The 15505-nt window shown below is 70.5% G+C and carries 8 protein-coding genes and 1 pseudogene; 7 read left to right on the forward strand and 2 right to left on the reverse strand.

What is annotated here, in order from left to right:
* Positions 1–76: 76 nt before the first annotated feature.
* The 5 genes from WS92_RS10755 to WS92_RS10775 all read left to right on the forward strand — a co-directional run bounded on the left by WS92_RS10755 (position 77) and on the right by WS92_RS10775 (position 8943).
* The gene (locus WS92_RS10755; RefSeq protein ID WP_059930208.1) at positions 77–1642 is read left to right on the forward strand and encodes an HlyD family secretion protein; all 1566 of its coding nucleotides are present in this window, start codon (positions 77–79) and stop codon (positions 1640–1642) included.
* Between the two features lie 17 nt (positions 1643–1659).
* Positions 1660–2991, forward strand: coding sequence for a hypothetical protein (locus tag WS92_RS10760; RefSeq protein ID WP_059930210.1), 1332 nt, complete (start codon positions 1660–1662; stop codon positions 2989–2991).
* Positions 2992–2993: 2 nt separating this feature from the next.
* Positions 2994–4961: a glycosyltransferase family 2 protein gene (locus WS92_RS10765; protein ID WP_059930212.1), complete on the forward strand. Its 1968-nt coding sequence runs from the start codon at positions 2994–2996 to the stop codon at positions 4959–4961.
* A gap of 49 nt (positions 4962–5010) precedes the next feature.
* On the forward strand, positions 5011–6603 hold the full coding sequence (locus WS92_RS10770) for an efflux transporter outer membrane subunit (RefSeq protein WP_059930213.1): 1593 nt from the start codon (positions 5011–5013) through the stop codon (positions 6601–6603).
* Between the two features lie 312 nt (positions 6604–6915).
* Entirely contained in the window at positions 6916–8943 is a 2028-nt protein-coding gene (locus WS92_RS10775) for a methyl-accepting chemotaxis protein (protein WP_059930215.1), read from the forward strand.
* Positions 8944–9018: 75 nt separating this feature from the next.
* On the opposite strand, the pseudogene WS92_RS10780 reads toward WS92_RS10775, so the two are convergent.
* A pseudogene (locus WS92_RS10780) lies at positions 9019–9243 on the reverse strand (hypothetical protein); the annotation flags it as partial.
* Between the two features lie 124 nt (positions 9244–9367).
* A complete protein-coding gene (locus WS92_RS10785; protein ID WP_059930219.1) occupies positions 9368–11029 on the reverse strand; it encodes an acyl-CoA synthetase in 1662 nt (553 codons plus the stop codon).
* Positions 11030–11183: 154 nt separating this feature from the next.
* Here WS92_RS10785 and WS92_RS10790 point away from each other — a divergent pair, with 154 nt between their 5' ends.
* Entirely contained in the window at positions 11184–11990 is an 807-nt protein-coding gene (locus WS92_RS10790; protein ID WP_231755897.1) for a Crp/Fnr family transcriptional regulator, read from the forward strand.
* A 295-nt stretch (positions 11991–12285) separates the two neighbouring features.
* Positions 12286–15498, forward strand: a complete 3213-nt coding sequence (locus WS92_RS10795) for an efflux RND transporter permease subunit (protein WP_059930224.1) — start codon at positions 12286–12288, stop codon at positions 15496–15498.
* Positions 15499–15505: the final 7 nt, after the last annotated feature.

Genomic DNA, 15505 nt, shown 5'->3' on the forward strand with positions numbered 1-15505 from the left:
TGCCGTCATCGACGGCACGCCGGCTCCGAGCAGCCCGTGCGCGCGCGTCCTTTGTCTCATCGTTCGCACTTTTGCCATGCAGGAGGGCAACATGTCCGACCAGCCACGGGAGAATCGCCCGACCGAAGCGCGCGCCTCCTCACTCGTCACGCACGACGAACCGGTGGCGCGCAGCCGCCGCACGCTGCGTCCGTTCTGGACGCTCGCGCCGCGCGCCGCCGGCTACGGCGTCGTGTTCTTCGTCATCTGGATGGTGCTGACCATCATGTTTCCGAACGTCTTCACGCGCTCGTCCGAACGCGCGGTCGTCAACAACGAAGTGACGCTCGTCACGTCGCCGGTCGAAGGCGTCGTGACCGAGCAGCACGTCGCGGCAGGCAAGCCGTTCGATGCGAACCAGCCGCTGATGACCGTGCAGAACCCGAACATCGATCGCGCGCTGCTGATCGACCTGACGGGCAAGAAGCTCGACAACCAGCAGCGCGAGGACGCGGCGCGCGCCGAGCTCGCGGGCGACGAGAGCCAGCTCGCGTCGACCCAGCACGACCTGCTGCGCTATCAGTCCGTCGCGCAGAAGGAGCACGCGGCGAACATCCGCGCGCTCGAAGCGCGGCTCGCCGTCGCGCGGGCGCAGGTGGACCAGCAGGAAGACGTCGTCAACCGCAATCAGGCGATGCAGTGGGCGGGCGCCGTCAGCGAGGCGTACACGAGCGCGTCGCGCTACCAACTGTCGATCCTGTCGAACGCGAAAGCGGCCGCGGCCGCCGAGCTCGAGCACGCGATCGCGAACGGCGATGCGTCGCGCAGCAAGGTCTACGCATCCGCGACCGACGGGCCGGCCGCATCGCTGTCGCAGCGCGGCCGGCTGCTCGGCGCGGACATCGTGCAGCGCAGGGCGGAGATCACGCAGTTCGACGCGTACGCCCAGTCGGTCGACAAGCTGATCGCCGCCGAGCAGCAACGGCTCGACAGGCTGAGCCACATCGAGATCCGCTCGGGCGAGCCGGGCGTCGTCGAGGACGTGCTCGCGCCGCCCGGCTCGCGCGTCGCCGCGGGCGCGACGCTGATCCGCGCGAGCAACTGCGCGCGATCGCGCGTCGTCGCCGTGTTTCCGCGCAGCCTGAGCGACGACCTGCTGCCCGGCACGCATCTGAACGTGCGGATGGACGGCGTGCCGTCGGTGCTGCCCGCGTCGATCGCCGAGGTGCTGCCGCGCGCGTCCGAAGGCGAGCAGGCGCGCTACTTCGTGCCCTTCCCGCCGATCGAGAAGAACGAGATCTACGTGATCGCGAAGCTCGACGAACCGCTGTCGTCGCTGCCGCGCCGCGCGAGCGCCGATCCGGGCGAGCGCTGCGCGATGGGCCGCTGGGCGAGAGTGAGCCTCGATCGGGGCTGGCTCGCGAGCAACGTGTCCGGTCTCGCGCACGTCGATCCGAACTGGGCCGCCGGCTGGCATTCGGCGGCCGAGCGCGGCAGGCAATGGCTCGGCAAGGCCGGCGTGCAAGGCCGGCGCTGGCTCGGCGAGCTGGCCGCGAACGGCCGGCGCTGGCTGGGCGCACTGGCCACGAACGGCAAACGCTGGCTGGACGAACTGGCGAGCGTCGGCCGGCGCTGGCTCGACGATCTGAGCGCGGCGGCCTGAGCGCCCGCGCGACAACCATGCCGACGAGACTTCACGTCATGCGCCGCCTGCGCCGGGCGGCATCGCTCGCGATCGGGTCGATGGCCTCGCTGATCTTCGTGACGCACTGCGCCGCCGGCGAGCAGAGCCCGCCGCCGCGCGAGGCGTTGCTCGCGGCCGGATGCAGGACGCTCGCCGAGCGCGTCGACGCGGTGCCCGGCTCGGGGCCGGTCCTGCTCGGCAGCTACGAGCAGGCGCCCGGCGGCGCGGCGCTCGCGGGCGCGCTGACGCAGGCCGCATTCGTCTACGACAACGCGCTCGCGAGCGTCGCGCTCGTCGCCTGTCACCGCACCGACGATGCGCGCCGCATCGCCGACGCGATCCTGCAGGCGAGCAGGCAGGACCGCCACTACCACGACGCGCGCGTGCGCAACGCGTACCGCGCCGGCGCGCTGCCGCCGGGGCCGGCGCCGCTGCCCGGCTGGTGGGACGCGCCGAGCAGGCGATGGTTCGAGGATGCGTATCAGGCGGGCACCGCGACCGGCAACGTCGCATGGGCCGCGCTGTCGCTGCTCGCCGTGCACGAAGCGACGCACGACAGGCGCTACCTCGACGGCGCCGCCGCGCTGATGAGCTGGGTCGATCCGGGCCGGCTCGACGCGACGGCGCCGGCGGGCTACGTCGGCGGCGAGTTCGGGCACGAGCCGCAGCCGATCCGCCAGGGCTGGAAATCCACCGAGCACAACGTCGATGTGTACGCCGTCTTCCATTGGCTCGCGGCGCGCACGGGCGACGCCCGCTGGCGCGCGGCCGCCGCGCGCGCGCGCAGCTTCGTGTCGGCGATGTGGGACGCGGGCGACGGCCGCTTCCTGATCGGCACGCGCGACGACGGGCGCAGCCCGAATGTCGGGCCGTCCGCGCTCGACGCGTCGCTGTGGCCGCTGCTCGCGATGCCCGACGCGCCGGCCGACTGGCGCCGCTCGCTCGCGTGGGTCGAGCGCGCGCATCGCGTCGACGGCGGCTACGGCTTCAACGCGCATCCGGACGGCGTCTGGACCGAAGGCACCGCACAGGCCGCGCTCACGCTGCAGGCGGCCGGCCGGGCGGACGATGCGCAGCCGCTGTGGGCGCTGCTGATGTCGCAGCGCGCGCCGTCCGGCTTGCTGTATGCGACGCCCGAGCCGCGCATCCGCACCGGCCTGCCGATCGGGCCGACGTCCAGGACCGACGATTTCTACTACTTCCATCTTCCGCACCTGGGCGCGACCGCGTGGGCCGTGCTCGCGGCGGCGGGCTGGAATCCGTTTCGCCCCGGCGGCTGCCTCGCCGCCGGCTGCCCGGGCGACGCCGCCCATACCTCCGGGGAGTGACGATGTTCGACTTCTTTCTCGCCAACCGGTCGCTCATCGACATCAACGGCGGCGTGCTGCTCGTCGTGCTGCTGCTCACGCGCGTCGGCAGGCGCGAACGCGCGGCCGACCGGATCGTGTTCGGCGGCGTGACCGCCGTGCTGCTGCTCGTCTATCTGGCGTGGCGCGCGACGCAGACGCTGCCCGAGCCGCGCATGGATTTTCCGAGCGCATGGGCGCACGTGTTCTTCGGTTTCGAATGCATGGCGCTCGCGTACACGCTGATCTCCGTTGCCGTGCTCACCCGCACGACCGACCGCACGCCGCAGGCCGACGCCGGCGAAGCCGCGCTGCGGCGCGCGGCCGCGGCGCCGCGCGTCGACATCTTCATCGCGACGTACAACGAGGGGCTCGACATCCTGGAGAAGACCATCGTCGCCGCGCTCGCGATCGACTACCCGGATTTTCGCGTGTGGGTGCTCGACGACACGCGCCGCGACTGGCTCAGGGCGTTCTGCGAACAGGTGGGCGCGCACTACGCGACGCGCGCGGACAACGCGCATGCGAAGGCCGGCAATCTCAACAACGGCCTGCGCCGCAGCGCGCGAAGCGAAGGCGGCGGCGCGCCATACATCATGGTGCTCGACGCCGATTTCGCGCCGCACCGGAAGATCCTGCTGCGCACGGTCGGGCTCTTCGCCGATCCGGCGGTCGGCGTCGTGCAGACCCCGCAGTTCTACTACAACGCCGATCCCGTGCAGTACAACCTGCGCTCGACCGAATGCTGGGTCGACGAGCAGCGCGCGTTCTTCGACGTGATGCAGCCCGCGAAGGACGCGTGGGGCACGGCGTTCTGCATCGGCACGTCGTTCGTCGTGCGGCGCGATCTCGTCGAGCGCATCGGCGGCTTTCCGACGGGCACGGTCACTGAGGACATCCACCTGACCTATCGGCTGATGCGGCACGGCTACGTGACGCGCTGGCTCAACGAGCGGCTGTCGGTCGGCCTGTCGGCCGAGGGGCTGCCGGAGTACATCAGCCAGCGCAGCCGCTGGGCGCTCGGCACGATCCAGGTCGCGCTGACGCCGGACGGGCCGCTGCGCGGCCGCGGCTACACGTTCGCGCAGCGGCTGCACTACGTGCACGGCATGCTGCACTGGCTGAGCCGCCCGTTCACGCTGATGCTGCTGCTCGGGCCGCTGCTGTACTGGTACTTCGACATCCCCACGCTGTACGGCGAGCCGCTGCAGTTTCTCGCCTACGGCCTGCCCGCGCTGATCGGCTACTGGGGCTACAGCATGTGGATCACCGGGCGGCGCGCGCTGCCCGTGTTCACCGAGGTCACGCAGATCGTCTGCGCGCTCGCCGTCAGCCTGTCGCTCGCGAGCGCGATCGTGCGGCCGTTCGGCCGTCCGTTCAAGGTGACGAACAAGGGGCTCGACCGCTCGAAGCTGATCGTCCACGGCCGGTTCGCCGCGTTCTACGCGAGCCTGCTCGCGCTGTCCGCGCTCGGGCTCGGGCGCGCGCTGCTGAGCGACCCCAACGCGCCGGGGCTCGCGTTCAACGCGGCGTGGACCGCGATCTCGCTCGCGCTCTATCTCGCGTCGCTGCTCGTATGCATCGAGCTGCCGCGGCCGCGCAAGGAGGAGCGCTTCCCGTATCGCGCGCAGGCGCGGCTGCGCGTCGGCGATCGCGAGTACGCGGTCGCGACACGCGATCTGTCGTGCAACGGCGCCGCCGTGACGACGCCGCAGGCCGCGTCGCTGCCGCTGCATGCGCCAGGCGCGCTGTGGCTCGCGCCGACCGGCTGGGTCCCATGCCGCATCGTCCGCCGCGACGGCGCGCTGCTCGGCGTCGCGCTGCACGCGGACACCGCGGCGCGGCACGGCCTGATCCGGCTGCTGTTCGGCGATCCGCCTCACAACATCGCGACTCGCGGCCAGCCCCGGCTCGCGATCTCGCGCCTGATGCAGCGTGCGCTGTCGGGTTAGCGCCGCGTTCGCCGCCTGCCAACCGTCCTGACGCGAGGAGCCCTCGACCATGCCTAGTTCCCCGTTTCTTCCATCCCCGAAGCGCGCGCTGCCGATCGCGCTCGCGCTCGGCATCGCCGGCTGCTCGATGGAGCCCGCCTATCACCGGCCCGATGCGCCGATTCCGTCCGCGTATCCGAACGGTCCCGCCTATTCGACATCGGACGCGCAGCGCACGGCCCCGAGCGAGCCGGCGGCGCCCGACCTCGGCTGGCGGAATTTCTTCGCCGATGCGCAATTGCAGCAGCTCGTCGCGCTCGCGCTCGCGAACAACCGCGACCTGCGCGTCGCGACGCTCGACATCGACGAAGCGCGCGCGCTGTACCGGATCCAGCGCGCCGCGCAGTTTCCGGCGATCGACGCGGGCATCGGGTTCACGAGCCAGCGCATGAGCCCCGCGCTGCGCGCGCCGGGTCAATCCGCGACGATCAACAGCTACAACGCGAACATCGGCCTCACCAATTTCGAGCTCGACCTGTTCGGCCGCGTGCGCAGCCTGAGCCACGCCGCGCAGGAGCAATACCTGGCCACCGAGGAGGCGCGGCGCAGCGTGCACATCAGCCTCGTCGCCGAAGTCGCGAACACCTACCTGACGCTGCTCGCCGACCGCGCGCTGCTCGCGCTCGCGCAGGACACGCTCAAAAGCCAGCAGGACGCCGCCGACATGATCCATCGCGGCAAGCAGGCGGGCGCGATGGCGCAACTCGACGAGCATCGCGCGGACACGCAGGTGCAGACCGCGCGCGTGGCCGTCGAGCAATACACGCGGCAGGTCGCGCAGGACGAGAACGCGCTCGCCGTGCTGATCGGCGGGCCGCTGCCGGACGGCGTGTCGCGCGCGGCGCCGCTCGACGGCCGGACGCTGCTCGCGGAGTTTCCGGCGGGCCTGCCGTCGACGCTGCTCGAGCGCCGCCCCGACATCATGGCCGCCGAGCACCGGCTCATCGCCGCGAACGCGAACATCGGCGCGGCGCGCGCGGCGTTCTTCCCGAGGATCACGCTCACGGGCGCGCTCGGGGTGGCGAGCGCGAGCCTCGCGGGGCTGTTCTCCGGCGGCGTCGCGTGGCTGTTCGTGCCGCAGCTCACGCTGCCGATCTTCAACGCGGGCAGCAATCGGGCGAATCTCGATCTCGCGACGGTGCGCCGCGACATCAATGTCGCCGGCTACGAGCGCACGATCCAGGACGCGTTCCGCGAAGTCGCCGACAACCTGGCCGCGCGCGCGACCTACGAGCGGGAGGCGAAGGCGCAGGAGGCGATGATCCACGACCTGACCGAAACGAAGCGGCTTGCCGAAATGCGCTTTCGCAACGGCGTCGACGACTACTTCGGCGTGTTCGACACGCAGCGCCAGTTGTTCGCCGCGCAGCAACTGCTCGTCACCTACGAGCTTGCCGGGCTGACGAGCCGCGTGACGCTGTACAAGGCGCTCGGCGGCGGCTGGGTCGAATCGACGGGCGCGGCGGCCGCGCAGCAGCGGACGGTCCGGCCGCAGGCGATGCAAGCGCCGGGCGCGCCGCCGCAGGCGATGCAACCCACACCGGTCGCTCAACCGGAGCTGACTCAGCAGCAGACGGCCCAGCCGCCGATTTTTCAGCCCTAGACAATGGATGACGTATCGATTGCAACGCGTGCCACCATAGACCGCGATAAACCGCTCTAGACCCGCTCCAGACCGCTTCGACACGGCCCCGCGGCCCGCGCCGCTTTCAAGGCCGCCGCCCACAGTCGGCGCGCCGCGAACGGGCGACGGCCCGATCGCAACGCACGCCCCGCCCGCTTCGTGCTCCCGACCCACGCGCCCACCCCTTACAAAATCCTAAAGATTCGCCCGCGCGTGCCGACAACCACGCCATCAGAGAGCGGTGACGCGTGCGTTCCGCCAACGTACCCGTCACGCACTCCGGAGTCATTCATGCACGTGCCTTTCCTGCGGCGCGCGAGCGTCGGCGCGCGCCTCGCGGCGCTGTCGAGCGCGCTCTTCGCCCTCCTGTTCGCCGCGTTCGTCTGGGCGCTGACCCACGCCGCCGCCGGCCAGATCGCCGATCAGGTCCATGCGCGGATCGACGAGAAGGATCGCTCGATCGCCGCGATGATCGCGCTCTTCGACGAAGCGCTGACCGCCGAGGCGAGCCGCGCGATGACGCTCTTCGCGAGCTTCCTGCCCGCCGGCTACGCGCTCGATCCCGCGCGCACGATCGACGTCGCGGGCGTCGCGGCGCCCGCGCTCACGGCGGGCGGCCAGACGCTGAACCTCGATTTCTCGATTCCCGACCAGTTCCTGCAGAAGAGCGGCGCGATCGCGACGATCTTCGCGCGCCGCGGCGACGACTTCGTTCGCGTGACGACGTCGCTGAAGAAGCAGGACGGCAGCCGCGCGATCGGCACGCTGCTCGACCGCAAGGGCCCCGCGTACGCGCCGCTCGTCGCCGGCCGGACCTACACAGGTCTCGCGACGCTGTTCGGCAAACGTTACATCACCCAATACAAGCCGATCGCCGACGCGAGCGGCGCGATCGTCGGCGCGCTGTTCGTCGGCATCGACGTCGGCGCGGAAATGCGGCTCGTCGAGACCGGCATCCGCCAGTTGAAGATCGGCGAGCACGGCTACTACTTCGTGCTCGACGCGTCGGACGGCCCCGCGCGCGGCACCCTGCTCGTCCATCCGGAGCGCGCGGGCCAGCGCGCCGACGACGCGGCCGCGCCGTACGCGCGGATGCTCGCGGCGAAGAACGGCCAACTCGCGTACACGTCGACCGACACCGCCGCCGGCGACGGCGGCCCGCGCGCGAAGTTCGTGTCGTTCGTGACGGTTCCGCAGTGGCAATGGCTCGTCGGCGGCATCGCGATCGACGACGAAGTGATGGCCGACACACGCGCGACCCGCAACCGCTTCGCGGCGATCGGCTGCGCGTTCGTGCTCGCGTTCGCGGCGCTGTTCGTCGCGGTCGTCAAGCGCGTCGTCAGCCGGCCGCTCGACGCGGCGGCGCACGCGTCCGAGCGCTTCGCCGCGGGCGACCTCAGCGTGCGGATCGCCGCGCCTGGCGCGCACGATGCGCACGATGGCGAGGCGCGGCCGCATGCGGGCAGCCGAGGCGACGAGATCGGCCGGCTCGTGCGCGCGGTGGACGGCATCGGCGACGGCCTCGCGCGCATCGTCGCGCAGGTGCGGCGCGGCGCGGCCGACATCGCGCACGGCACCGTGACGATCGCGGCCGGCAGCAGCGACATGGCCGCGCGGATCGCGACGCAGGCGAGCAGCGTCGAGCAGACCGCGGCGAGCATGGAGCAGATCACCGCGGCCGTTCAGCAGAACGCCGATCACGCGGCGCAGGCGAACGAACTCGCCACCGGCGCGTCGAGCGCCGCGACGACGGGCGGCGCGGCCGTGCAGCGCGTCGTCGCGACGATGGGCGACATCCAGGGCGTCGCGCGCAGGATCGCCGAGATCACCGGCGTGATCGAGGGCATCGCGTTCCAGACCAACATCCTCGCGCTGAACGCGGCTGTCGAGGCGGCGCGCGCGGGCGAGCACGGCAAGGGCTTCGCGGTCGTCGCGTCCGAGGTGCGCGCGCTCGCGCAGCGCAGCGCGTCGGCGGCGAAGGAGATCGACGCGCTCGTCGGCGAATCGGCGACGACGGCCGAGCACGGCTTCCGGATCGCCGAGGACGCGCGCGCGGCGATGCAGGACATCGTCGCGCGCGTCGACCAGGTGCGCGCGATCATCGCCGAGATCAGCGCGGCGTCGCGCGAGCAGTCGAGCGGGATCGAACAGGTGAATCTCGCCGTCACGCAGATCGGCGCGGCGACGCAGCAGAACGCGACGCTGATCGCCGACGCCGAGCGCGCGGCCGCCGAGCTGCGCGACGAGGCCGCGCAGCTCGCGCACGCGGTCAGCGTGTTCAAGCTCGCGGCGGATGAGGGCGCGCTCGGCGCGCGTTGAACCAATACGCCCAATACGCGCGCGCGCAGCAGCGCGGCAGCCTGCTCACGGCCGCTGCGCGCCGCCCGCCGCGCTTCAAGGCGGGACGTTGACCGTGCCGAACCGGTCGCGCGCCTCGTACCCGATGCGCGGATCGGCCGGATCGCGGTACGAATAGCCGGTCACGGTGCTGAACGCGCCGGGATGCGTTGCCACGCACGTGAAGCATCGCGCGATCGCGAGATCGACGCCGCACGACAGCGGCAGCGGATTGCCGGCCGCGAGCGAGTACGTGCCGCCCGGCACGCGCAGGTTTCAGGTGTTTCAGATGTTTCATGGGTCATCCCCGTCGTTCGTCAGTCATCACATCGCCCATATCGTCAGACGATATGGGCGACTTTGACAACGGGGTGACAGCGAGGCGACAGCGGCGAACGTCGTGCGCCTACCCTTTCTTCGCGGCCGCCGCCACCAGATCGATCGCCGAGCTCGAGCCGACCTGCGCGCGCAACTGGAATTTCTGGATCTTCCCGGTGGACGTCTTCGGCAGCTCGCCGAACCGCACCGTCTTCGGGATCTTGTACGCGGCGAGCAGCAGCCGGCAGTGCGCGATGATCTCCTCCTCGGTCGCGGTCATCCCTTCGCGCAGCTCGACGAACGCGCACGGCACCTCGCCCCACTTCGGGTCCGGCAGCGCGACGACCGCCGCGACCGCGACGGCCGGATGCCGGTACAGCGCGTCCTCGACCTCGATGCTCGAAATGTTCTCGCCGCCCGAGATGATGATGTCCTTGCGGCGATCCTTGATCCGGATGTAGCCGTCGGGCGTCAGCACGCCGAGGTCGCCCGTGTGGAACCAGCCGCCCGCGAACGCCTCGTCGGTCGCGTGCGGGTTCTTCAGGTAGCCCTTCATGCAGATGTTGCCGCGGAACATGATCTCGCCGAGCGTCTCGCCATCCGCCGGCACGGGCGCCATCGTGTCCGGATCGAGCACGGTCGCGCCCGCCTGCAGGTGGTAGCGCACGCCCTGCCGCGCGTTCAGTTGCGCGAGCTCGTCGTCGGGCAGCGACGCCCAATGCGCCTGCTTCGCGCAGACGGTGGCCGGGCCGTACACCTCGGTGAGCCCGTAGACGTGCGTGAGGTCGAAGCCGATCTCCTTCATCTTCGCGATCACGGCCGGCGCGGGCGCCGCGCCGGCGACGAATGCGTGCACCTCGTGCGCGATCCCCGCGCGCCATTCGGCCGGCGCGTTCGCGATCGCGCTCTGCACGATCGGCGCGCCGCTGTAGTGCGTGACGCGCTCGCGCCGGATCAGATCGAGCACGAGCTTCGCGTCGAACTTGCGCAGGCACACGTTCACGCCCGCGCGCGCCGCGACCGCCCACGGGAAGCACCAGCCGTTGCAGTGGAACATCGGCAGCGTCCACAGGTAGACCGCGTGCTTCGGCATGTCCCATTCGAGGATGTTGCTGATCGCGGCGAGGTACGCGCCGCGATGATGGTAGACGACGCCCTTCGGATCGCCCGTCGTCCCCGACGTGTAGTTCAGCGCGATCGCCTCCCATTCGTCGGACGGCGGCGTCCACGTGCAAGTGGGATCGCCGCCCGCGAGGAACGCCTCGTAGTCGATCGCGGCGGGAAAGCGCGCGGGATCGGCGGGCATCGCGTCGGCGACGCTGACGATCGTGAGCCCCGGCACTTCGAGCGCCGCGCGGTGCGCGAACTCCGCGTACTCGGTATCGACGATCAGCACCTTCGCCTCGCCGTGACGCAGCATGAACAGCATCGAAGCGATGTCGAGCCGCGTGTTCAGCGCGTTGAGGACGGCGCCCGCCATCGGCACGCCGAAGTGCGCCTCGATCATCTGCGGGATGTTCGGCAGCAGCGCGGCGACCGTGTCGCCGCGGCCAACGCCTGCGCGCTCGAGCGCGCTCGCGAGCCGCCGCGCGCGTGCGTAGGTTTCGCTCCACGTGCGGCGGATGTCGCCGTGCACGACGGCGAGGCGCTCGCCGTACACCTCGGCCGCGCGCGCGATGAAATCGATCGGCGTGAGCGGCACGTAGTTGGCCTCGCGCTTGCCGAGCCCCTCCTCGAACTTCTGCGTCATGATGTCGTCTCCTGCAAGGCGTGCGCCTCGGCATCGTTGGTTTGTGATCCAATTGGACAAGCCTACTCGCGGCCATTGTGAGCCGTCTGTCACTCAGGCGACAGACTCGGCGGCGGCGACCGCGCGTATTCCCTATCCTCGCAAACCCTGTGTGATGCCAGACGACATCCAAGCTCCGCACCGTTCGCCGCCGCTCGCCGGCGAGACCGCCGAAGCTGCCGAAGCTGCCGAAGCGCCCGCCGAAGTGTCCGCGCAAGCGCCGGCCGCGGCAGCCGACGCCGGCGAGCTTCGCGCGCTCTTCTCCCACTGCGGCTGGTTCAGCGCGCTCGCGCCCGAGCATCAGGCGCTCGTCGTCGCGCAGTCGCACGCCGAATACCGCGACGCGGGCGATTGGGTCGCGCGCCGGCAGGCGCCCACCGAATACTGGATCGGCGTGCATCGCGGGCTCGTGAAGCTCGCGATCTACAACGTGTCCGGGCGCGGCTGCACGTTCTCCGGCGTGCCGTCGGGCGGCTGGTTCGGCGAAGGCAGCGTGATCAAGCGCGAGCTGCGCAAGTACGACGTGATCGCGATCCAGCGCTCGCTCGTGCTGTTCGTGCCGACCGCGACATTCCACGCGCTCCTCGACAGCAGCCTGCCGTTCACGGGCTTCGTGATCCGCCAGTTGAACAACCGGATGGGGGAATTCATCGCGTCGATCCAGAACAGCCGGCTGCTCGACGTCAACGCGCGCGTCGCGCAGTCGCTCGCGCAGCTCTTCAATCCGGCGCTGTACCCGGACACCGGCGCGACGCTCGCGATCTCGCAGGAGGAGCTCGGCATGCTCGTCGGCGTGTCGCGGCAGCGGATCAATCAGGCGCTCCAGCACCTCGAGCGGCTCGGCGCGCTGCGCGTCGCGTACAACCAGATCGAGGTGCTCGACCTGCCGAGGCTCGCGGTGTTCGGGATGGAGCAGATCTGACGGACAGGATGGCGGCCGCCCGTTCGCGGCGTTTCCCCGTCCGCCAGGCTCTCCGTCCTGGCGCTCAGCTCAAGCTCCTGCCCAAGCTCTCCGTCCGGGCTTTCCGTCGCCCGCTCGTCGCGACGCGCTACCCGTCGCACTCGCCCCGCCCGATTCCCCAGATTCTTCCGATTCGTCCGACGAACCCTTCCTGACAATTCCGCCATCTTCGCGTCAGCAACCCGTCCGGGGCGTTTTTCTATCATGCGATCCCGACCACCGACGCAACGCCCGCCCGTCCAGGCACCCGCCCTCCATGTGGATCGTCAATCTCGCGCTCAGGCGCCCGTACACGTTCATCGTGATGGCCATCATGATCCTGCTGGCCACGCCGCTCGCGCTGATGCGCACGCCGACCGACGTGCTGCCGTCGATCGACATCCCGGTCGTCAGCGTGATCTGGAATTACAACGGCCTGTCCGCGCAGGAGATGGCCGACCGGATCACGTCGGTCCACGAGCGCACGCTGACGACGACCGTCAGCAACATCCAGCACATCGAATCGCAGACGCTCCCCGGCATCGCGATCATCAAGATCTTCCTGCAGCCCGGCGCGAGCACGCAGACGGCGATCGCGCAAACGGTGTCTTCCGCGCAGGCGATCGTGCGGCAGATGCCGCAGGGCGCGACGCCGCCCCTCATCATCAGCTACTCGGCGTCGAGCATTCCGGTGATCCAGCTCGGGCTGTCGAGCCGGTCGATGAGCGAGCAGCAGCTCGCCGACGTCGCGATGAACTTCCTGCGCCCGCAACTGATCACGATTCCCGGCGCGCAGGTGCCGTACCCGTATGGCGGCCGCACGCGCGTGATCTCCGTCGATCTCGACATGCAGGCGCTGCTCGCGAAGGGCATGACGCCCGCCGACGTCGTGGCTGCGGTCAACGCGCAGAACCTCGTGCTGCCCACCGGCACCGCGAAGATCGGCCAGACCGAATACCGGATCGGCACGAACGCGTCGCCCGGCTCGATCGCCGAGCTGAACCGGCTGCCCGTGCGGACGACGGGCGGCGCGACGATCTATCTGTCCGATGTCGCGCACGTGCGCGACGGCTTCACGCCGCAGACGAACGTCGTGCGCAAGGACGGCGAGCGCGGCGTGCTCGTGTCGGTGCTCAAGAGCGGCGACGCGTCGACGCTCGCCGTCGTCAACACGCTGAAATCGCTGCTGCCGTCGATCGAGAACACGCTGCCCGAGGACCTGAAGATCACGCCGCTGTTCGATCAATCCGTGTTCGTCGACGCGGCGATCCAGGGCGTGATCCACGAGGCGCTGATCGCCGCCGCGCTGACCGCGCTGATGATCCTGCTGTTCCTCGGCAACTGGCGCAGCACGCTGATCATCGCGATCTCGATTCCCCTCTCCATCTTCACGTCGCTGCTCGCGCTCGCCGCGCTCGGCGAGACGATCAACATCATGACGCTCGGCGGCCTCGCGCTCGCGGTTGGGATCCTCGTCGACGACGCGACGGTGACGATCGAGAACGTCGAGCGCCATCTGCATCTCGGCTCGGACCTGCGCACCGCGATCCTCGAAGGCGCGGGCGAGATCGCGGTGCCCGCGCTCGTGTCGACGCTCTGCATCTGCATCGTGTTCGTGCCGATGTTCTTCCTCACGGGCGTCGCGCGCTATCTGTTCGTGCCGCTCGCGCAGGCCGTCGTGTTCGCGATGCTCGCGTCGTACGTGCTGTCGCGCACGCTCGTGCCGACGCTCGCGATGCTGCTGTTCGCCAGGCACCGGCCGGACGCCGACGCCGCCGCGCACGCGGCGCGGCGCTCGCGCTTCGCGCGCCTGCATCACGCGTTCGACCACGCGTTCGAGCGGCTGCGCGCGAGCTACATCGTGCTGCTGAGCGTGCTGCTCGTGCGCCGGCGCTTCTACGCGTCGCTGTTCCTCGGTTTCTGCGTGCTGTCGACGGGCCTCGTGTTCGCGCTCGGCCGCGACTTCTTTCCGAGCGTCGACGCGGGCGACATCCGGCTGCACCTGCGCGCGCCGACCGGCTACCGGATCGAGGAAACCGCGCGGCTCGCCGACGAGGTCGAGCAGACGATCCGCGAAGTCGTGCCGGCCGCCGAGCTCGGCACGATCGTCGACAACCTCGGGCTGCCCGTGAGCGGCATCAATCTGTCGTACAGCAACGCGGGCACGATCGGCACGCTCGACGGCGAGATCCTGATCGCGCTCAAGCCCGGGCACGCGAGCGCGCGGCGCTACGTCGAGCAGTTGCGCGGCCTGTTGCCCGCGCGCTTTCCGGGCGTCGAGTTCTTCTTTCAGCCGTCGGACATCGTCACGCAGATCCTGAACTTCGGGCAGCCCGCCGCGATCGACGTGCAGGTGCAAGGCGCCGATCTCGCGTCGAACATGGCGATCGCGAGCCAGTTGATGAAGCGCGTGCGCACGATTTCCGGCGCCGTCGACGCGCACGTCCTGCAGCGCAACGACGAGCCGCTCCTCACGGCCGACATGGACCGCACGCGGATGCAGCAGCTCGATCTGTCCGCGCAGAACGTCGCGCAGAATCTGCTGATCTCGCTTGCCGGCACGTCGCAAACGACGCCGTCGTTCTGGGTGAATCCGAAGACGGGCGTTCAGTATCCGCTGACGATCCAGACGCCGCAGTATCAGGTCGGCTCGGTCGGCGATCTGCTCGCGACGCCCGTGTCCGCGGCGGGCGGCGGCGCGAGCGCGCCGTACCAGTTGCTCGGCAATCTCGTCGACATCGCGCCGGGCGTGTCGCCCGCCGTCGTCACGCACTACAACATCCGGCCCGTCGTCGATCTGCTCGTGAGCGTCGAGGGCCGCGACCTCGGCGCGGTCGCGACCGACATCGGCCGCGTGATCGACGACGCCCGCGCGACACTGCCGCGCGGCACGACGATCACGATGCGCGGCCAGGTCGAGACGATGCGCACGTCGTACCTCGGGCTCGGCGCGGGCGTCGCGATGGCGATCGTGCTCGTCTATCTGCTGATCGTCGTGAACTTCCAGTCGTGGCTCGATCCGCTCATCATCGTGAGCGCGATGCCCGCCGCGCTCGCCGGCATCGCATGGATGCTGTTCGTCACCGGCACGCACCTGTCCGTGCCGGCGCTCACGGGCGCGATCATGACGGTCGGCGTCGCGACCGCGAACAGCATTCTCGTCGTCGCGTTCGCGCGGCAGCGGCTCGACGCCGGCGTGCCGCCGCTCGCGGCCGCGCTCGAGGCGGGCGCGACGCGCATCCGCCCGGTGCTGATGACCGCGCTCGCGATGATCATCGGCATGATCCCGATGGCGCTCGGCCTGGGCGAGGGCGCCGAGCAGAACGCGCCGCTCGGCCGCGCGGTGATCGGCGGCCTCTCGTTCGCGACGGTCTCGACGCTGCTGTTCGTGCCGCTCGTGTTCGCGGGCGTCCACCAGCGGCTCGCGAAGCGTCGCGCGCGCCGCGCCGCCGCCGGCGACGATCCGTCCCGCTCCGTTGACCCGAATTGATGACCGG

Source organism: Burkholderia sp. MSMB1588, from assembly GCF_001546925.1.
In the GTDB taxonomy this organism is placed as follows: domain Bacteria; phylum Pseudomonadota; class Gammaproteobacteria; order Burkholderiales; family Burkholderiaceae; genus Burkholderia; species Burkholderia humptydooensis.